This is a genomic window from Pseudomonas sp. S5D5 (assembly GCF_003013355.1).
GTDB lineage: Bacteria > Pseudomonadota > Gammaproteobacteria > Pseudomonadales > Pseudomonadaceae > Aquipseudomonas > Aquipseudomonas aylmerensis.
Map to the genome: position 1 here is coordinate 3,671,608 of NZ_PTEO01000001.1, position 18,484 is coordinate 3,690,091.

The following is an 18,484-nucleotide window of genomic DNA, read 5'->3' on the forward strand; positions in this document are numbered from 1 at the left end:
CGAAACTTAACGCAAACCTTGCAGGTCACTACGCCATGCAGTGTTCAGCCGTTGAACACCCTCTGCGAAGACCGCGCCATGGCCAAGCCCTCCGATCTGCGTAATACCCTATCCCTGGACGGCCTGAATTTCTTTCTGGCAGATGTGCGCGACGGCCTCGGTCCGTACCTGGCGATTTATCTGCTGGCGGTACACAAGTGGGACCCGGCCAGCATCGGCGTGGTCATGACGCTGGCGGGGATTGCCGCGCTGATCACTCAAGGTCCGGCGGGCGCACTGATTGATCGCACGCGCAGTAAACGTGCGGTGATTGCAGTGGCGGCGATTTTGGTGACGGTCAGTTGCCTGCTGCTGCCATTTGTCAGTTCTTTCAGCCTGGTGGCCGTTACCCAGGCGGCCAGCGCCATTGCTGCCTCGGTCTTCGCGCCCGCCATCTCTGCCATCTCTCTGGGAATCACCGGGCCGCGCGCCTTTACTCGCCGCACCGGGCGCAACGAGACCTTCAATCATGCCGGCAATGCCGTAGCCGCGTTGCTGGCCGGGGGCCTGGCGTATCTGTTTGGTCCGGTGGTGGTGTTTTACCTGATGGGGTTTATGGCGGCAGCCAGTATCGTTGCGGTCAGTTGCGTCTCGGCGAAGGCGATCGACCACGAGGTCGCCCGTGGTTTCGACCCGGCCCACACCAATGACCACGAACAGCCGTCTGGCATTAGCGTGTTGTTGGCCAACCGCCCCCTGCTGGTGTTTGCCATTTGCTGTGCACTGTTTCACCTGGCGAATGCCGCCATGCTGCCGTTGGTCAGCCAGAAGCTGGCGCAAATCAACCTGCAGATGGCCACGCCACTGACGTCGGCCTGCATCGTCGCGGCGCAATTGGTGATGGTGCCGATGGCCTGGCTGGTGGGCCTCAAGGCCGATGTGTGGGGACGCAAGCCGCTGCTGCTCGCCGGTTTCCTGATTCTGCCCTTGCGCGCAATGCTCTATACGCTGTCCAACGACCCCTATTGGCTGGTGGCAGTGCAAATGCTCGATGGCATCGGCGCGGGGATCTTCGGCGCGCTGTTCCCGGTGATCGTCAAGGACCTGACCCAGGGTACCGGACGCTTCAACGTCAGCCTGGGCGCGCTGTCGACTGTTTTTGGCCTGGGCGCGGCATTGAGCAGCAGCCTGGCCGGCCTGGTAGTCCAACAGGCTGGCTACAACGCGGCGTTCCTGACCCTCGCGGGCGTGGCTGCGGTGGCCTTGGCGCTGGTCTGGCTGGCGATGCCGGAGACCTTGGTGAAAGCATCTTTCGCCTGCCATACAACTGTCGCCTGACATATGCGACAATGCGCGCCAAATTCCAACACACATCCCCCATTTTTTGCTCAGCGACCGGGTTTCGCGCCTTGATGTCGCTGTTGATGCATGCCTGAAGGCTCCTGCCGCCACGCTCGCAACCCATTGATAGGTAAAGTAATTGATCTCCACAGCTAACATCACCATGCAGTTCGGCGCCAAGCCGCTCTTCGAGAACGTTTCGGTCAAGTTCGGCGCCGGCAACCGGTATGGTCTGATCGGTGCCAACGGTTGCGGCAAGTCGACCTTCATGAAAATCCTCGGTGGCGACCTCGATCCGTCGGGCGGCCAGGTCATGCTGGAGCCGAATGTTCGCCTGGGTAAATTGCGCCAGGACCAGTTCGCCTACGAAGAATTCACCGTACTCGACACCGTGATCATGGGCCACGAGGAACTGTGGAAAGTCAAGGCCGAGCGCGATCGCATCTACTCGCTGCCGGAAATGAGCGAAGAAGACGGCATGGCCGTGGCCGAGCTGGAAACCGAGTTCGCCGAGATGGACGGCTACACCGCCGAGTCCCGCGCCGGCGAACTGCTGCTGGGCCTGGGCATTCCCCTGGAACAGCATTTCGGCCCGATGAGCGAAGTGTCGCCCGGCTGGAAACTGCGCGTGCTGCTGGCCCAGGCGCTGTTCTCCGATCCTGAAGTGCTGTTGCTCGACGAACCGACCAACCACCTGGACATCAACACCATCCGCTGGCTGGAAAACATCCTGACCCAGCGCTCCAGCCTGATGATCATCATCTCTCACGACCGTCACTTCCTGAACAGCGTGTGCACCCACATGGCTGACCTGGACTACGGCGAGTTGCGCCTGTTCCCGGGCAACTACGACGAGTACATGACCGTGGCGACCCAGTCCCGCGAGCAACTGCTGTCGGACAACGCCAAGAAGAAAGCGCAGATCTCCGAACTGCAATCGTTCGTCAGCCGCTTCTCGGCCAACGCCTCGAAAGCCAAGCAGGCCACCTCGCGTGCCAAGGCGATCGACAAGATCCAGCTGGCCGAGGTCAAGCCTTCGAGCCGCGTGAGCCCGTTCATCCGTTTCGAGCAGAACAAAAAACTGCACCGCCAGGCGGTCATCGTCGAGCGCATGGCCAAGGGTTTCGACGGCAAGCCGCTGTTCAAGGACTTCAGCTTCCAGGTTGAAGCCGGCGAGCGCGTGGCGATCATCGGCCCGAACGGTATCGGCAAAACCACCCTGCTGCGCACCCTGGTCAACGAACTGACCCCGGATGCCGGTAGCATCAAGTGGACCGACGCCGCGGAACTGGGCTACTACGCCCAGGACCACGCGCATGACTTCGAAGACGACGTCACCCTGTTCGACTGGATGGGCCAGTGGACGCAAGGCGAGCAGATGATCCGTGGCACCTTGGGTCGCATGCTGTTCTCCAACGACGAGATCCAGAAGTCGGTCAAGGTGATTTCCGGTGGTGAGCAAGGCCGCATGCTGTTCGGCAAGCTGATCCTGCAAAAGCCGAACGTGCTGATCATGGACGAACCGACCAACCACTTGGACATGGAATCCATCGAAGCGCTGAACCTGGCGCTGGAGAACTACCCGGGCACGCTGATCTTCGTCAGCCACGACCGCGAGTTCGTATCGTCCCTGGCCACGCGCATCATCGAGTTGAGCGCCACCGGCGTGATCGACTTCAGCGGTACCTACGACGACTACCTGCGCAGCCAAGGCGTGGTGTTCTAAATCGCGTCGCTGTCCCTGTGGTCAGCAGGCTTGCTGTGATCAGCAGGCCTGTTGTGGCTTGCAAGCCTGTTGTGACTGACAGGCCTATTGTGGCTGGCAAGCTCATTGTGGCTGACAGACTTATTGTGGTGAGCAGGCTTGCCCTGCGTTGGGCTGCGAAGCAGCCCTAAATTCAAACACCGCGCTCTGTCTGGCAGAACGCGGTGCTTTTTATAGGGGCTGCTTCGCAGCCCAACGCAGGGCAAGCCTGCTCGCCACAATAAGCTTGCTGACCTCAAATAAACTTGCTCACCTCAAATATGCCTGCCACCTCAAATAAGCTTGCTCACCACAAATAGGCCTGCACACCGCAATAAGCCTGCACACTACCAATAAGCTTACCCACCGAAATCAAAGCCCCACTCCACTTCAAACAAAGTAGTTAGCCTGCTTCCTTTTCCCCCTGCCCCTTGCCATCATGCCCTCACCGCCCGCCCGCGAATGAGTGACCATGTCTGACGCCGCCCCCAGTTCCCTGTCGATCACCCTGCAGATCGTCTCCATCGTCTTCTACACCTTCATCGCGTTCATCTGCATCGGCCTGCCGATTGCGGTCATTCCTGGCTATGTGCACGAGCAACTGGGATTCAGCGCAGTAGTGGCCGGCGTGACCATTGGCTCGCAGTACCTGGCCACCCTGCTCAGCCGCCCCATGGCCGGGCGCATGTCCGACAACGTCGGTACCAAGCGCGCGATCGTCCTGGGCCTGGCGGGCATTCTGCTCAGTGGTGTGCTGACGTTTTTCGCCACGCTGGCAGAAAGCCTGCCCAACTTGAGCCTGGCCATCCTGATTGCCGCCCGGCTGCTGCTGGGTGTGGCCCAGGGCCTGATCGGCGTGGGCACCATCAGTTGGTGCATGGGCGCGGTGGGCGCCGAACACACCGCGCGTTCGATTTCCTGGAACGGTATTGCGTCCTACGGCGCCATCGCCATCGGCGCACCGCTGGGGGTGGTGATGGTCGCCGACTATGGCTACAGCAGCCTGGGCATCGCCCTGACGATACTGGCGGCATTGGGCCTGGTGCTGATCCGCAACAAGCCCTCGGTGCCGGTGGTGCGTGGCGAGCGCCTGCCGTTCTGGGCCGTGTTCGGGCGCATCGCGCCGTTTGGTGCGAGCCTGTGCCTGGCGTCGATCGGCTACGGCACGCTGACCACGTTTATTACCCTGTATTACCTCAACCGCGGTTGGGCCGGCGCGGCGTACTGCCTCACGGTCTTTGGCGTGTGCTTTATCCTGTCGCGGCTGGTGTTCATCTCGGCGATCAGCCGCTTCGGCGGCTTTCGCGCGGCCATTGCCTGCATGACCATCGAGACCGTGGGCCTCACGCTGCTGTGGCTGGCACCCTCCACTGGCGTGGCCTTGATCGGTGCCGGGCTGACCGGTTTCGGTTTGTCGCTGGTGTACCCGGCGCTCGGCGTGGAAGCCATCAAGCAAGTGCCCAACAGCAGCCGGGGCGCGGGTTTGAGTGCCTATGCGGTGTTTTTCGACCTGGCCCTGGCGATTGCCGGGCCACTGATGGGCGCCGTGGCGCTGAACCTCGGCTACGGCTGGATTTTCTTCTGCGCAGCGCTGCTGTCGGTCACCGCCCTGGGCTTGACGGTGTCGCTCAAGCGTCGCGCTTACTGATCGGCAGTCTGCAACCCGGCGCGGGTGGATTGGCCGAGGGTGTGGCCGAAAAAGCGCCCGGCCTCGGAGATCAGGTCACGGTGGATGCCTTCGCGGTCGACGCCATCGGCATCGGTGCAGATCGCCGGCATCGCCGCCAATTGATCGCTGTCGCACGGCGCCATGAACACAAAATGCCCGGCCCCGGCCAGCAGCTTGAAGTCCGGCGGCTCCGGCAGCTTGCGCGCCAGGGCCGCGGCGTTCTTGTCCACGGCTACCAGCTTGTCGCCGTCGCCGCTGTAGAGCAACACCGGCACATGCACATCAGCCAACGTCTGGCGGCCGAACATCAAGCTCAGCGGCGCCATCAGCATCAAGGCATGGATACGCGGGTCGGATTGCGGTTGCAGGTCGTCACGGTCCACCACCAACTCGCCTTTGGTGGTGCAGGCGTCGCGGTCTTCCGGGCGCTCCTGGCAATAGCGGCGCAGGCGGTCGAAATCCGGCTTGGCCCCCGCCAGGATCAACGCAGTTTCACCCCCAGCCGAATAGCCGATGACCCCGACCTGATTGACGTTGACGAACGGCGACAGCATCGGGTCGCCCAGGGTGGCGGTGATGGCTTCGGAAATCTGGATCGGCCGGCCATACAGGTTGCTCACGGTGCCAAGGCGGCTGTGGTCCTTGTAGTTGTCACCCGGGTGCAGCACCGCCACCACTACAAAGCCTTTGCGCGCCAGCGAGGTGGCCAGGTCATGCAGGGCCAGTGGCGTACCGGTGTTGCCATGGGACAGCATCAACATCGGGAAACGCCCGATGGCGATCTTCGCATCTTCAGTGGCCGCGACATGGTAGGCGCCCAACTGCGTGGTGTGCTCAAGCCCGGTGGAGGGGTAGAAGGCGACGGCTTTCATCGGCTGCAGGTCGAGCGGGTCGAGAAACGTCATGCGGTGGAAGCCCACACTCCAGTGCGGGTGCGGGGCAGGCGCGGCATGCACTGAAATCAGGCCGCCCAGCAGGAAAAGAACCATAACAGCACAAAGACGCATCATGAGGATGTCCACCTTTGCTGCATTAAAACCGGCATGTCTGATTGAAAAGTCCATGGTTCAAGGTACTCGCACCGGGTGGTAAACCCATGTGTGCATAACCTGGGCCAAAGTAAAGACAGCGGGCAAACGAAAAAACTCCGTACTCCGGTCGTTTTCAGGCGGCCAGAATACAGAGTTTAGGCGCCCCGCTTCAGATTGAAACGGGGCAGAGGCGAAATTTACACAAGCCTTACGCGGCGGCGAACAACTGCTGGTTGATCTGTGCGTTGGCGTCGCTCAGGGACTTGCTGCGCACTTCGTCACCGTAGGCCAGGCCTTCGGCGCGCACGATTTCGATGTCAGTGATGCCAAGGAAGCCAAACAGCAATTTCAGGTAGCCTTCATGGGCCGCGCCCGACGCCTGGCCAGCATGCAGGCCGCCGGCGGTGGATACGATGATGACTTTCTTGTTGCCGCACAGGCCTTCCGGGCCGGCTTCGGTGTAGCGGAAGGTCTGGCCGGCGACCGCGATACGGTCGATCCAGGCTTTCAACTGGGTTGGAATGGTGAAGTTGTACATCGGCGCACCGATCACCACGGCGTCGGCGGCGAGGAACTCGGCCAGCGACGAGGCGCTCAGTTCGGCTTCGTGCTTTTGCGCGGCGTCGCGCAGTTCAGCGGCGGTGCCCAGGGCGCCCAGGGTCGCGCCGGAGAAGTGGCTGATGCCTTCGCTGGCCAGGTCGCGGTACGTCACTTCCACACCGGGCTCGGCCGCTTGCCAGGCCTTGACCACACCAGCGCTGAGCTGACGGGAAGCCGAGTTGTCGCCGAGGATGCTGGAATCGATATGCAACAGTTTCATGCGGGATCTCCAAGTGAGGATCGCGACAGGGCGATCAAGTGAGGTTGATCCTACAGGTGAAGCCAATGATCGATTAGAGGGTTGAAATGCGACTGTTCGTCTCGTCAGCGGGACAGTGCGCTGTCTCAAGCCCGCTTCACACTCAATGGGACGACACGTAGATCGACGCCGACGCAGGCGCGGGCAGCGCATACGTCCGCTTCATCCACTGGATCTCCTCCTGCGGCGTGCGGCCGAAGAAGCGCTTGAACTCGCGACTGAACTGCGAGGCGCTTTCATAGCCGACCTGGGTGCTGGCCGTGGCTGCGGTGATATCGCTGCGCAGCATCAGCAGGCGCGCCTGGTGCAAGCGCGTGGACTTGAGGTACTGCATCGGCGAGGTGTCGGTGACGGTGCGAAAATGCGCGTGAAAACTCGGCACGCTCATCATCGCTTCCCTGGCCAGCGCCTCCACGTCCAGGTGCTGGTGATAACACCCATGGATCTTGCGAATCGCCCGCGCGACCTTGCCGAACTGCCCCTGGCGATTCAGCGCGGCGCGCATCGAGCCGCCCTGCTCCCCCGTGAGGATCCGGTAATAGATCTCGCGTACCAGCGCGGGCCCAAGGATATGCGCCTCCATCGGCACACTCATGGCCTCGAGAAAGCGCAGCAGCGACGCGCTGAGCGGCTCATCCATCGGCGAGGAATACATGCCCCTGGGCTTGGCTTCATCCAGCCCCGGGAAGTCATCCAGCGCCAGCATCAACTCCGCCGCCAGGGTGAAATCCAGGCGCAGGTATACCGCGAGCATTGGCGCTTGTTCAGTGGCCTCGGTTTCCATGGTGAACGGCACCGGCACTGACACCACCAGGTAGTGCTGGGCGTCGTACACGTAGATGTCCTCGCCGAGATAACCGCGCTTGCGCCCTTGGCACACGATCACGATGCCCGGATCGTAGAGCACCGGCACGCGGTGCAACGGGCGGTTGGAACGCAGGAAGCGCACGTCATCGAGTGCGGTCAGGTTATAGCCTTCGACAGGCGCCAGGCGGCCCATCAACTCGATGATTGTTTCGATGCGGCCCATGCTGGCTGGCTCCAGTGCAAAAACACACGGTATCGCGCCAGACCGGCTGACGCTACGCCCTGATAGGAATAGGCAATCAGTACAGTGGATCCGTGCAAAAAAACCAGCGCTCAACTGCTGCTGGCCTTTTTTGGGGTGGATTTGCCTTGCGCAGACGCGGATGATTCGTCCCATCGACAGGACAATAGGCCGACCATGCAAGACCTCAACGACCTCTACTATTTCGCCAAAGTCGTCGAAGCCGGTGGCTTTGCGGCCGCCGGGCGGCTGTTGGGGATTCCCAAGTCGCGCCTGTCCCGGCGCATTGCCGAGCTGGAAGAACGCCTCGGCGCGCGCCTGCTGCAGCGCACCACCCGCCAATTGACCCTGACCGCCGTCGGCGAGCGCTACCTGCGCCACTGCCAGGCCATGCTGCTGGAAGCGGAAATGGCCGATGAAGCCGTCGCCAGTATGTCCAGCGAACCGCGCGGGCGCTTGCGGGTGAGTTGCCCGGTGGGCATGGCCCAGCACATTCTGCCGGAACTGGTGGCCGGGTTTCTGGCCGCCCACCCGCTGGTCCAGCTGGAAATGACCCTGGTCAACCGCCGCGTCGACCTGGTCGCCGAAGGCATCGACGTGGCCCTGCGCGTGCGCGAACTCGGTGACGAGGACCCGCTGCTGGTGACCAAGCGCCTGCGCCAGGCCCAGACCGTGCTGGTCGCCAGCCCCGCCCTGATGCTCGGGCGCCAGGTCAGTACCCTCGACGACCTCAAGCAGTTGCCGATACTCGGCGCGCTGGAGGCGGATCGCCTGGTACACCAGCGCATCCTCGACCCCCAGGGCAACCCGCACGAGCTGGCGATGGAAGCCCGGCTGGGCATCGACGACTTCATTGTGCGCAAAGCCAGCGCGATCATGGGCCTGGGCTTTACCGTGCTGCCGATGATGTACTGCGAAGAAGAACTGGCCAGCGGCCGCCTGGTGCAACTGCTGCCGCAATGGTCCCTGCCGGGTGGCTGGCTGCAGGCCGTGTACCCGCATCGACGCGGCGTGCTGCCGGCCATTCGCGCCTGGATCGATTACCTAGAAGAAGGGTTCAAAGGCTGTGGAGATCGCCTGCTATGAAGATGACCGAAGCCCACGTCGCAGATTTCTGTCTGAGCCTGCCCGGCGCGCGGGAAGACTACAAATGGGGTGGCGTGCGGGTGTTCTCGATTGCCGGCAACAAGATGTTTGCCCTGCAGAACCTGCGCGGTGACTCGTTGGCGTTCAAGGTCGACAAGGAGCTGTTCCTTGGCCATGTCGACCGCCCGGGCATTCACCCGGCGCCGTATTTGGCGCGGGCGCAGTGGATCATCATGAACACGCCCTACCCGCTGGGCGCCGAGGAACTGCGCGGCTTGTTGCAGCGTTCCCACCAGTTGGTGGTGAGCAAGCTGCCCAAGCGCACGCAGATCGGTTTGTTGCTAGAGGACTGAAACCAGCGTGCCGCCGAGGAACAACTGGTCGAGCCAGAACACCTGGTGCAGCAACACGATCACCCAGAACAGCACCTGGTACGACACCTTGCGGGTCTTGTGGCGAAACACCTGCTGCGCGATCAGCGCCCCCGGCCAGCCGCCCGCCAGTTCCACCGCGTGGAGGATGTTTTCCGGGGTGCGCCAGCCGTCGGTACGCGCCTTGCGCTTGTCGCTCCAGTAGAGGAAAAACGCGATCACGCTGACCACGCCATACGCCACCAGCGGGATCAGCGTTTCACCGCGTAGCCACACCAGTACCGAGCCCAACCCGGGCGCCGCGCACAGCAGCACGAAGATCAGCGCCTTCAGGCGCGGGTGCTGGATCATCATGCCTTGGCGGCCGCCCAGTCGATCCAGCCGAACTGCCAGGTCGCCAGGATCAGCAGGCCGAACGCAATGCGGTACCAGGCAAACGCCGCATAACTGTGGCTGGCGATGAACTTGAGCAGGCCCTTGACCGCGATCATCGCGAAGATGAACGAGGTGACAAAGCCGATGGCAAACACCGGCAGGTCAGCCGGCTGGAACAGGTCGCGGTACTTATAGCCCGAATACACCGCCGCACCGACCATGGTCGGCATCGCCAGGAAGAACGAGAACTCGGTGGCGGTCTTGCGCGACAGGCCGAACAGCAACCCACCGATGATGGTCGAGCCCGAGCGCGAGGTGCCCGGAATCATCGCCAGGCACTGCGCAAACCCAACCTTCAGCGCGTCTTTCCAGGTGATCTCGTCCACGCTTTCGGCGTGCACTTCATGCTGGCGCCGTTCGGCCCACAACATGATGATGCCGCCCACCACCAGCGCCGTGGCCACGGTAATGGGGTTGAACAGGTAGTGGTGGATCAAGTCGGCAAAGATCACCCCGAGCACCACCGCCGGCAGAAACGCGATCAACAGGTTGATCGTGAAGCGCTGGGCGTTGCGCTGGGTCGGCAGGCCGGTGACCACGTCGAGGATCTTGCGGCGAAACTCCCAGACCACCGCGAGGATCGCGCCGAGCTGGATGATGATGTTGAACGCCATGGCGCGTTCGCCGCCGAAGTCGAGCAGGTCGGCGACGATAATCTGGTGGCCGGTGCTGGAGATCGGCAAGAACTCCGTCAGCCCCTCCACCACGCCGAGAATCAATGCCTGTGCGGCGGTCCACAAATCCATACTTCCCCCAAAGGTCATGCTCAATCGCATGCCTGGTTTATCTTTTAATGTTCACTGACGGGCACACCCAAGGCCCGGCGTTGATTCTCAACGCCGGCCTGCAAAAATTCTGTGAAAAATCAGGCAGTACTCAGGTTTTGCGATTGCAGGCCGAAAGCCTATCAGACAAGGCGTAAAAGTCGATGCAGCACCCACAATTATAAAAAGCACGGAGTGACAGGACGATGAACAGTTTGCGCAATATGTCGATCAGTCGGCGCCTCTGGCTGATCCTGATAGTCGCCGTGCTGATGCTGTTTGCCCTGGGTTTATTGATGCTCAGGCAAATTCATGACGACCTGTACCAGGCCAAGCGCCAGCAGACCCAGCACGTGGTCCAGACCGCCAGCGGCATCCTGACGTTTTATCACAGCCTCGAAACCACCGGCGTGATGACCCGTGACGCTGCGCAGAAGCAGGCCTTGAGCGCGGTGCGCGGCTTGCGCTACGACCATGACGACTACTTCTGGATCAACGACCTCACCCCCGTGATGATCATGCACCCGGCCAACCCCAAGCTGGACGGCCAGAACCTCTCGGCCATCCGTGACCCCGATGGGTTCGCGGTGTTCAACGAATTCGTGATCCTGGCCAAGGCCAAGGGCGCCGGCATCGTCAACTACCGCTGGCCGAAACCCGGCGCCGAAGCGCCGGTGGCGAAAACCTCGTATATCCAGCTGTTCGAGCCGTGGGGCTGGATCATCGGCTCCGGCGTGTACGTGGATGATGTGCAGGCCGAGTTCAGCGGCCAGGTGTGGAAAGCCTCGGTGATCGGCCTGGGCATCGCACTGGTCATGGCCCTGCTGGTCACGCTGATCGCCCGCAGCATCGTGCAGCCATTGCAGGCAGCGGTGAACGCCATGGGCAACATCGCCAGCGGCGAAAGCGACCTCACCCGCAGCCTCGACACCCACGGCCACGACGAAGTCACCCAACTGTCCCGGCACTTCAACAGCTTCACCGCCAAGCTGCGCCAGGTGGTCAGACAGTTGCAGGTGTGCGCCAATGCGCTCGGCGAGTCGTCCAGGGAGCTGGGCACCAACGCCACCCAGGCCCATGCTCGCAGCCAGCAGCAGTCCCAGCAGATGGAACTGGTGGCCACCGCGATCAATGAGGTCACCTATGGTGTACAGGACGTGGCCAAGAACGCCGAACACGCCGCCAGCGAAATGCGCGACGCCCAGGTCCAGGCCCAGCAAGGCCAGGTCAATATCGACGGCAGCCTGCAGCAGATCGACCACCTCTCCGGCACCATCCGCCAGGCCGTCGAAGTGATCCGCACCCTGTCCAGCGAAAGCACGCAGATTGGCGGCGTGCTGGAGGTGATCCGCTCGATCGCCGACCAGACCAACCTGCTCGCGCTGAACGCCGCGATTGAAGCGGCACGTGCCGGTGAACAAGGCCGTGGCTTTGCGGTGGTAGCCGACGAAGTGCGCCTGCTGGCCCAGCGCACACAGAAGTCGACTGCCGAGATCCAACTGATGATCGAGCGTTTGCAGGGGCATTCGGAAGCGGCGGTCAAGGTCATCAGCGACAGCCACAGCGCATCGCAGCTGACCATCGAACAGGCCGGCCAGGCCGGGGCCAGCCTCAATGCCATCGGCCAGGCCCTGCGCAACCTCAACGGCCTGAATGCCTCGATTGCCAGCGCCACCCTGCAACAGGCGCACGTAGTCGAAGACATCAACCAGAACGTGACCCAGGCGGCTGGCTTGTCCCACAGCACGGCGCTGGCGGCGGAACAGTCGAGCGCCGCCAGTGTGCAGTTGCGCGGCTTGAGCGAACAGCTCGACGGCCTGCTGCGCCAATTCAAAGTCTGACTGCAGGTGCCGGCTGGCCGGCGATGAGGCCCTTGGGATCCATGCGAGACTCAAGGGCGCCATCGCCGGCAAGCCAGCTCCAACAATGGTTGATCTTTGGTTACAATCCCCGCCCTCTGCCATTCGCCCAAGGAACCACCATGTCCGCGCTTGAACTGTTCGCCGCTGCCCTGGGGGTGATTGCCGTGTGGCTGACGGTCAAGCAGAACCCTTGGTGCTGGCCGATCGGGCTGATCATGGTGTTGCTCTACACCTGGGTATTCTTCGACGTGAAGCTGTATTCCGACATGCTCCTGCAAGTCGTCTACGCGGCCCTGCAGGTCTACGGCTGGTGGCAGTGGACCCGCGCCGGCGAGGTCAAGCAGGGGCGCCAGGTCACCAGCCTGGGCGTGCCGGCGATCATCGCCAGCCTCGCAGTGGGCGCGGTCGGCAGCCTGTTGCTCGGCGCCGCCATGGCCCATTGGACCGACGCCGCCCAACCCTGGCTGGACGCCGCCCTCACCGGCTTCAGCCTGGTGGCGCAAATGTGGATGGCGCAAAAACGCGTGCAGTGCTGGCCGCTGTGGATTGCCGTGGATGTGATCTTCGTCGGGCTGTTTCTCTACAAAGGCCTGTACCTCACCGCCGCGCTGTATGCGCTGTTTACCGTGATCGCCGTGCAGGGCTGGCGTGAATGGCGCGCCGATCCGGCGTTGCACGCATGAAAGTGGTCGTACTCGCCGGCCCCGAGTCCAGCGGCAAAAGCTGGTTGGCGGCCGAGTTGCAGGCGCACTTCGGCGGGCTGATGGTCGGTGAATACGTGCGCTATTTCATCGACCATCACCAGCGTGATACCACCCTCGCGGACATCCCCGCCATTGCCCGTGGCCAACTGGCCTGGGAAGATGCCGCCCGCGCCCAGCAGCCGCGCCTGCTGATTCTCGACACGCACCTGCTGACCAACAAACTCTGGAGCCAGACGCTGTTCGGTGACTACCCGGCATGGCTCGACGATGAGTTGCTGGCGCGGCATTACGACCTGCACCTGCTGCTGTCTCCCGACGACGTCGAGTGGACGGCGGACGGGCAACGCTGCCAACCGCAACTGGCCGATCGACAGGCGTTTTTCCAGGCCAGCCTCGACTGGATCGAGCAGCACCAGCAGCCCGCCCTGGTGATCGGCGGCAATTGGCAGGAACGCCGCGCCAAAGCCTTCGCCGCCGTGGCGCGAGTGTTGGAATAACGACCGACCATCGGGTCAACGCAGTCCATCGCCCTGCTCACCAGTCAATCTTCTAAAGGAGATTGGCCCATGAACATGCGCATCGTTGCCCGCCTGATCAACCTGCCCGAAAACCGTGGTGTTCGTGTCGAAACCGCCGCCCACCCCGTGCTGCTGGTGCGCGTCGGCGACCAGGTGCGGGCGTTCGAGGCGGACTGCCCGCACGCTGGCGCGCCGCTCGAACAAGGCGTGATCTGCAACGGGCATATCGTGTGCCCGTGGCACAAGGCGGCCTTTGCCGTGGACAGTGGCGCGGTGCGGGAACCCCCGGCACTGGTCGGGCTCAAGCAATACCCGGTGCAAGTGCATGATGGCGTGGTCAGCGTCGGCGATACCGCTCTGTGCGCCGAGCCCACGCCACTGCCCCACGATTCACGCTGCTTCGCGGTGATCGGTGCCGGCGCGGCAGGTGCAGCGGCCGTGGCCAGCCTGCAACGCGACGGGTTTGCCGGGCGCCTGCTGTGGATCGACCGCGAACCGAACCCTGCCTACGATCGCACCGCCCTGAGCAAATTCGTGATTGCCGGCCAGATGGCTGCCGATGACACGCCTGCCCTGCTGGACGAGGCCGTGGTGATTCACGGCGAGGTGCAGCGCCTCGACGCCGCGGCCAAACGCATCGAACTGGTCGACGGCCGCCACTTCGACTACGACGCCGCGCTCGTGGCCACCGGCGGCGACGCCCAGCGCCTGGACATCCCCGGCGCCGTGCTGAATAACGTGTTCGTGCTGCGCAGCCGCGACGATGCTGCACGGATCAGCGCGGCGGCGGCCTCGGCGACGTGCGCGGTGATCATCGGTGACAGTTTTATCGGCCTGGAGGCAGCGTCGGCGCTGCGTCAGCGTGGCCTCGTGGTGCAGGTTGTCAGCCGTCACGCCATCCCGCTGGCCGCGCAATTGGGGCCGCGCATTGGCGCCGCCATCCGCCAGTTGCATGAAGACCACGGGGTGATCTTCCACAGCAATACCGAGCCCGAACGCCTGGACGGGCATGGCGCCGTCAGTACGGTGCTGTTGAAAAATGGCAATCGCCTGGCCGCCGACCTGGTGCTCATCGGCGTCGGCGTACAACCGGCCACCGCCTTTATCGACGGGGTGCAAAAAGCCGAGGACCACTCACTGCAGGTCGATGCGCACCTGCAGGCAGCCCCGGGCCTGTGGGCCGCCGGCGACAACGTGACCTTTGCCTGGCAACAGCGGCCCACGCGCATCGAGCACTGGCGCGTGGCCCAGCAACTGGGGGTGCTGGCGGCGCGCAACATGCTCGGTGAAGCCCAAACGTATGCCGACGTGCCGTTCTTCTGGACTTACCACTTCGACAAGACCTTCGAGCTGCTCGGCCACCCGCGCCACTGGAACCGCCTGCACCTGGAAGGCGACCTGCACCACCATGATTTCATCGCCCTGCTCTGCCATGGCGACCAGGTTGAAGCGGTGATTGCCTGTGAACACCAGCAGGCCATGGCCGACCTCTCACAGCGCATGCAGCAGCCCCTGGGCAAAGCCGAAGCCCTGGACATCATCCGCCGCCGTTAACGCTTTTTGCGCGTGCCCAGTTGAATCCACGTCGGCGCATGGTCGCTGGCGTGCGGCTCGTTGCGCACCCAGGCATCCACGCCGGCATCCTTGAGGTACGGCGTGAGCGCGGGGTTGAGCAGCAGGTGGTCGATGCGCAGGCCGGCGTTTTTCTGCCAGTGCTGGCGAAAGTAATCCCAGAAGGTATACACCCGTGCCTCGGGATACAGATGGCGCACGGAATCAGTCCAGCCCTGCTCCAGCAGGCGCTGGTACGCGGCGCGGCTTTCCGGTTGCAGCAAGGCATCCTTGAGCCAGGAGCGCGGGTTGTAGATGTCCAGGTCGGTGGGCACCACGTTGAAATCGCCAGCCAGCAGCACCGGATGCTCACTGGCCTGCAACGCTTGGGCATAGGCAATCAGCCGTTCGAACCAGGCCAGCTTGTACTCGAATTTCGGCCCAGGCTGCGGGTTGCCATTGGGCAGGTACAGGCAGCCGACCAGCACACCGTGCACGGCGGCTTCGACATAGCGGCTTTGCGTGTCGTGCTCGTCACCGGGCAAACCGCGCCGGCTCTCCAGAGGCTGGGCATCGCGCGCCAGGATCGCCACGCCATTCCACGACGCCTGGCCCAGGCAGATCGCCCCGTAGCCGGCGGCTTCGAAGTCGGCATACGGGAACAGGCTGTCGGGCGCCTTGAGTTCCTGCAGGCAGACGATGTCGGGCTGATCGCGCGCCAGCCATTGCAACAGGTTGGGCAGGCGGGCACGAATACCGTTGATATTGAACGTGGCGATTTTCAGGGCTTTCATCGCAGCGGATCCTTGCAGGGCTCTTGGGGTAGAGCCTGCAAGGCGTGCAGATGTTCAATCCAGGTCGGTCCAGCGCGTAATACCGACAGCCAGGGCAGCCTTGCGCTGTCCCTGGCTCACCGGCATCAGCCCCTCAGGCCTCAGTAGCCCAGGGACAGACCGGTATTGCGACGCGGATCGTTGGCGCCGTAGAAGCGGTTGTTGCCCACCGGCTTGCCGTCCAGGGATGGCGCACCGACCAGGATAGCGGCCAAATGGTTGGCATCCTGGGGACCGGCAAACTTGTGGCCCCAGCTCTCCAGGATCTTCTGGGTGTCCGGGCTGACCGCGAAGGTCTCGAGATTGGTGGTCTCCGGCATCCACTGCTGGTGGAAACGCGGCGCGTCCACGGCTTCCTGAATGTTCATCTTGTAGTCGATGACATTGAGGATGGTCAGCAACGTCGCGGTGATGATGCGGCTGCCACCTGGCGTGCCCACCACCATCACGGCCTTGCCATCCTTGGTCACGATGGTCGGGCTCATCGACGACAGCGGCGCCTTGCCCGGCGCGATGGCGTTGGCTTCACCCTGGACCAGGCCGTACATGTTCGGCACGCCGACCTTGACGGTGAAGTCGTCCATTTCATCGTTGAGGATCACCCCGGTCTTGCTCGCCATCACGCCCGCACCGAACCAGTCGTTGAGGGTGTAGGTCACCGACACCGCGTTGCCCCACTTGTCGACGATCGAATAGTGAGTGGTGTTGTTGCCTTCATGCGGCGACACGCCCGGCTTGATTGCCTGGGAGTCCCCGGCCTTCTGCGGTTCGATGGCGGCGCGCAGCTTGGCGGCGTAGTCCTTGTCCAGCAGATGGGCGATCGGGTTCTTCACGAAATCCGGGTCACCGAGGTAGCTGTTACGGTCCACGTACGCGTGGCGCATCGCTTCGATCTGATAGTGCAGGCCCTGGGCCGAGTGATAGCCGAGGTCGGCCATCGGGTAGCCTTCGAGGATGTTCATGATCTGGCAGATCACCACGCCACCGGAGCTCGGAGGCGGTGCCGAGACCACGTGGTAGCCACGGTAGTCACACTCGATGGGCGCCAGTTCACGGGTCTTGTACTTGTCGAGGTCAGCCTGGGTGATGATGCCCTTGCCGGCCTGGCTGGAATCTACCAGCGCCTTGGCGACCCAGCCTTTATAGAAGCCGTCGCTGCCCTTGGCGGAGATTTCCTTGAGGGTCTTGGCCAGGTCTTTCTGCACCAGTTTCTGGCCGACCTGCATCGGCTGGCCGTTGTGCAGGAAGATCCCGCGCATGTCCTGGTCTTTTTCGAACTCGCCGGTGGCGGTGTGCAGAAGGTCGATATCACCCTGCTCCAGCTCGAAACCGTTTTCCGCCAGCTTGATCGCCGGGGCAATCACCTGGGCGCGCTTGAGGGTGCCGTATTTGCTCAGGGCCAGTTCCATGCCAGACACGGTGCCGGGCACGCCGACGGCCAGATGGCCTTTGGCACTGAGGCCTTCGACGACATTGCCGGCCTTGTCCAGGTACATGTCGGCGGTGGCCGCCAACGGGGCTTTTTCGCGGAAGTCGAGGAAGGTCTTGCGTCCGTCGGCCAACTGCACGGTCATGAAACCGCCGCCACCGAGGTTGCCGGCCGCCGGGTACACCACGGCCAGCGCGTAGCCGACTGCCACGGCCGCATCGACCGCGTTGCCGCCGGCCTTGAGTACATCCACACCGACATGAGTGGCCAAATGCTGGGCCGTCACCACCATGCCGTTTTCACCGGCCACCGGGGCCTGGGACGCGGCGTGAACGCCACTGAACGTCAACACCAGTGCAGTGGCAATCAAGGTACGGCTGAAGGGTTGGTATTTCATCCATGGCTACTCTAGTTATTGAGACGCACCAAAATAGCCCGTCGCGGGTTTAATCCCCAGTGCAATGGCGTTTTTATTACAGAACTTGTCGGTCACAGAACGGCCGGCAAAATGCCCATGCTATATTTCGCGCCAAACTGTCGTCGAAGGCGCGCTGGCATGGCAATCAAGAAGACCGGGATCCGAGCCCAACAGGCGGACCAGACGCGCGCACGCATCCTGCAGGCGGCGATCAAGGTGTTTACCCGCGACGGCTATTCCGGCGGGCGTGTCGACAGCATTTCCAAGGAAGCGGACTCCAACGACCGCATGCTTTATTACTATTTCGGCAGCAAGGAGCACCTGTTCGTCTGCGTGCTGGAACACACCTACGAGCAGTTCAACAAAGCCGAAAGCACGCTCAAGCTGGACCTCGACACCCCAGTGCAGGCCCTGCGCGAACTGGTGGCGTTTATCTGGAACTACTACGTCAAGCACCCGGAGTTCGTGGCGATCCTGAGCATCGAGAACCTGCACCAAGGCAAACACGCGCAGCAGTCCGGCGAATTGCGCCGGTTGTCCGGGGAAGCAGTCGGCGTGCTGCGCCCGATCATCGAGGCGGGCCAGGCCCAGGGCGTGTTCCGCGAGGATGTCGACCTCAAGCACGTGTACCTGATGATCGCCTCGCTCTGCTACTTCTATAACTCCAACCGCCACACCCTCAGCTCATTCCTCGGCGAGGACTTGTCGAACAAGCGGCAGCAGCAGGATTGGCTGGGGTTTATCAGTGACTTGGTGGTGCGAGGCGTCACCCCGGTCTCCGTATAGAAACCCACTCCAACTGTGGAAACCGGGCTTGCCCGGCGCCCACAGTTGATCGGCTT

The 18,484-nt window shown here is 62.8% G+C and carries 17 protein-coding genes; 10 read left to right on the forward strand and 7 right to left on the reverse strand.

Annotated features, from left to right (window positions below):
• Window positions 1–78: 78 nt before the first annotated feature.
• The 3 genes from C9990_RS16830 (at window position 79) to C9990_RS16840 (ending at window position 4,712) form a co-directional block, all read left to right on the forward strand.
• On the forward strand, window positions 79–1,317 hold the full coding sequence (locus tag C9990_RS16830) for an MFS transporter (protein ID WP_106805676.1): 1,239 nt from the start codon (window positions 79–81) through the stop codon (window positions 1,315–1,317).
• A gap of 142 nt (window positions 1,318–1,459) precedes the next feature.
• Window positions 1,460–3,046, forward strand: coding sequence for an ABC-F family ATPase (locus tag C9990_RS16835; RefSeq protein ID WP_010210624.1), 1,587 nt, complete (start codon window positions 1,460–1,462; stop codon window positions 3,044–3,046).
• 490 nt (window positions 3,047–3,536) lie between these two features.
• Window positions 3,537–4,712 carry an MFS transporter gene (locus tag C9990_RS16840; protein ID WP_106804015.1) on the forward strand — a complete coding sequence of 392 codons (1,176 nt, stop codon included), beginning with the start codon at window positions 3,537–3,539 and terminating at the stop codon, window positions 4,710–4,712.
• On the opposite strand, the gene C9990_RS16845 is transcribed toward C9990_RS16840, so the two are convergent.
• The 3 genes from C9990_RS16845 to C9990_RS16855 form a co-directional block, all read right to left on the reverse strand.
• Window positions 4,706–5,743, reverse strand: coding sequence for a dienelactone hydrolase (locus C9990_RS16845; RefSeq protein WP_065904995.1), 1,038 nt, complete (start codon window positions 5,741–5,743; stop codon window positions 4,706–4,708). The two genes, C9990_RS16840 and C9990_RS16845, sit on opposite strands and share 7 nt — an antisense overlap.
• Window positions 5,744–5,972: 229 nt before the next feature.
• Window positions 5,973–6,584: an FMN-dependent NADH-azoreductase gene (locus tag C9990_RS16850; protein WP_106804016.1), complete on the reverse strand. Its 612-nt coding sequence runs from the start codon at window positions 6,582–6,584 to the stop codon at window positions 5,973–5,975.
• A 142-nt stretch (window positions 6,585–6,726) separates the two neighbouring features.
• Window positions 6,727–7,653: an AraC family transcriptional regulator gene (locus tag C9990_RS16855; protein ID WP_106804017.1), complete on the reverse strand. Its 927-nt coding sequence runs from the start codon at window positions 7,651–7,653 to the stop codon at window positions 6,727–6,729.
• A gap of 195 nt (window positions 7,654–7,848) precedes the next feature.
• Here C9990_RS16855 and C9990_RS16860 point away from each other — a divergent pair, with 195 nt between their 5' ends.
• Together C9990_RS16860 and C9990_RS16865 are read left to right on the forward strand one after the other, a co-directional pair.
• The gene (locus tag C9990_RS16860; RefSeq protein ID WP_106804018.1) at window positions 7,849–8,757 is read left to right on the forward strand and encodes a LysR substrate-binding domain-containing protein; all 909 of its coding nucleotides are present in this window, start codon (window positions 7,849–7,851) and stop codon (window positions 8,755–8,757) included.
• Entirely contained in the window at window positions 8,754–9,110 is a 357-nt protein-coding gene (locus tag C9990_RS16865) for an MmcQ/YjbR family DNA-binding protein (RefSeq protein ID WP_065904991.1), read from the forward strand. Before C9990_RS16860 ends, C9990_RS16865 begins: the two co-directional genes overlap by 4 nt.
• Here the strand turns inward: C9990_RS16865 and C9990_RS16870 are convergent.
• Window positions 9,099–9,482, reverse strand: coding sequence for a DUF1294 domain-containing protein (locus C9990_RS16870; protein WP_065904990.1), 384 nt, complete (start codon window positions 9,480–9,482; stop codon window positions 9,099–9,101). The two genes, C9990_RS16865 and C9990_RS16870, sit on opposite strands and share 12 nt — an antisense overlap.
• A complete protein-coding gene (locus C9990_RS16875) occupies window positions 9,479–10,309 on the reverse strand; it encodes an undecaprenyl-diphosphate phosphatase (RefSeq protein WP_106804019.1) in 831 nt (276 codons plus the stop codon). Before C9990_RS16875 ends, C9990_RS16870 begins: the two co-directional genes overlap by 4 nt.
• Before the next feature lie 224 nt (window positions 10,310–10,533).
• Between C9990_RS16875 and C9990_RS16880 the strand changes: the two genes are divergently transcribed.
• From C9990_RS16880 to C9990_RS16895, 4 genes are all read left to right on the forward strand, one after another.
• The gene (locus C9990_RS16880) at window positions 10,534–12,168 is read left to right on the forward strand and encodes a methyl-accepting chemotaxis protein (RefSeq protein ID WP_106804020.1); all 1,635 of its coding nucleotides are present in this window, start codon (window positions 10,534–10,536) and stop codon (window positions 12,166–12,168) included.
• Between the two features lie 140 nt (window positions 12,169–12,308).
• Complete coding sequence (pnuC, locus tag C9990_RS16885; protein WP_065904985.1) at window positions 12,309–12,872, forward strand: nicotinamide riboside transporter PnuC; 564 nt, start codon at window positions 12,309–12,311, stop codon at window positions 12,870–12,872.
• On the forward strand, window positions 12,869–13,390 hold the full coding sequence (locus tag C9990_RS16890) for an AAA family ATPase (RefSeq protein ID WP_106804021.1): 522 nt from the start codon (window positions 12,869–12,871) through the stop codon (window positions 13,388–13,390). Before pnuC ends, C9990_RS16890 begins: the two co-directional genes overlap by 4 nt.
• Before the next feature lie 69 nt (window positions 13,391–13,459).
• Window positions 13,460–14,965, forward strand: coding sequence for an FAD-dependent oxidoreductase (locus tag C9990_RS16895; RefSeq protein WP_106804022.1), 1,506 nt, complete (start codon window positions 13,460–13,462; stop codon window positions 14,963–14,965).
• Here the strand turns inward: C9990_RS16895 and C9990_RS16900 are convergent.
• Entirely contained in the window at window positions 14,962–15,756 is a 795-nt protein-coding gene (locus C9990_RS16900; protein ID WP_106804023.1) for an exodeoxyribonuclease III, read from the reverse strand. The two genes, C9990_RS16895 and C9990_RS16900, sit on opposite strands and share 4 nt — an antisense overlap.
• Window positions 15,757–15,896: 140 nt before the next feature.
• Entirely contained in the window at window positions 15,897–17,621 is a 1,725-nt protein-coding gene (ggt, locus tag C9990_RS16905; protein ID WP_106804024.1) for a gamma-glutamyltransferase, read from the reverse strand.
• Between the two features lie 159 nt (window positions 17,622–17,780).
• On the opposite strand from ggt, the gene C9990_RS16910 reads away from it, so the two are divergent.
• Entirely contained in the window at window positions 17,781–18,428 is a 648-nt protein-coding gene (locus tag C9990_RS16910) for a TetR/AcrR family transcriptional regulator (protein ID WP_106804025.1), read from the forward strand.
• Window positions 18,429–18,484: the final 56 nt, after the last annotated feature.

Bases quoted from the DNA above. Each gene is read 5' to 3' on its own strand.
- C9990_RS16890 (WP_106804021.1), top strand. From the start codon at position 12,869: ATGAAAGTGGTCGTACTCGCCGGCCCCGAGTCCAGCGGCAAAAGCTGG.
- C9990_RS16870 (WP_065904990.1), bottom strand. From the start codon at position 9,482: ATGATGATCCAGCACCCGCGCCTGAAGGCGCTGATCTTCGTGCTGCTG.
- C9990_RS16830 (WP_106805676.1), top strand. From the start codon at position 79: ATGGCCAAGCCCTCCGATCTGCGTAATACCCTATCCCTGGACGGCCTG.
- C9990_RS16855 (WP_106804017.1), bottom strand. From the start codon at position 7,653: ATGGGCCGCATCGAAACAATCATCGAGTTGATGGGCCGCCTGGCGCCT.
- C9990_RS16845 (WP_065904995.1), bottom strand. From the start codon at position 5,743: ATGATGCGTCTTTGTGCTGTTATGGTTCTTTTCCTGCTGGGCGGCCTG.
- C9990_RS16910 (WP_106804025.1), top strand. From the start codon at position 17,781: ATGGCAATCAAGAAGACCGGGATCCGAGCCCAACAGGCGGACCAGACG.
- C9990_RS16865 (WP_065904991.1), top strand. From the start codon at position 8,754: ATGAAGATGACCGAAGCCCACGTCGCAGATTTCTGTCTGAGCCTGCCC.
- C9990_RS16895 (WP_106804022.1), top strand. From the start codon at position 13,460: ATGAACATGCGCATCGTTGCCCGCCTGATCAACCTGCCCGAAAACCGT.
- C9990_RS16900 (WP_106804023.1), bottom strand. From the start codon at position 15,756: ATGAAAGCCCTGAAAATCGCCACGTTCAATATCAACGGTATTCGTGCC.
- pnuC (WP_065904985.1), top strand. From the start codon at position 12,309: ATGTCCGCGCTTGAACTGTTCGCCGCTGCCCTGGGGGTGATTGCCGTG.
- C9990_RS16850 (WP_106804016.1), bottom strand. From the start codon at position 6,584: ATGAAACTGTTGCATATCGATTCCAGCATCCTCGGCGACAACTCGGCT.
- C9990_RS16875 (WP_106804019.1), bottom strand. From the start codon at position 10,309: ATGGATTTGTGGACCGCCGCACAGGCATTGATTCTCGGCGTGGTGGAG.
- C9990_RS16840 (WP_106804015.1), top strand. From the start codon at position 3,537: ATGTCTGACGCCGCCCCCAGTTCCCTGTCGATCACCCTGCAGATCGTC.
- C9990_RS16880 (WP_106804020.1), top strand. From the start codon at position 10,534: ATGAACAGTTTGCGCAATATGTCGATCAGTCGGCGCCTCTGGCTGATC.
- C9990_RS16860 (WP_106804018.1), top strand. From the start codon at position 7,849: ATGCAAGACCTCAACGACCTCTACTATTTCGCCAAAGTCGTCGAAGCC.
- ggt (WP_106804024.1), bottom strand. From the start codon at position 17,621: ATGAAATACCAACCCTTCAGCCGTACCTTGATTGCCACTGCACTGGTG.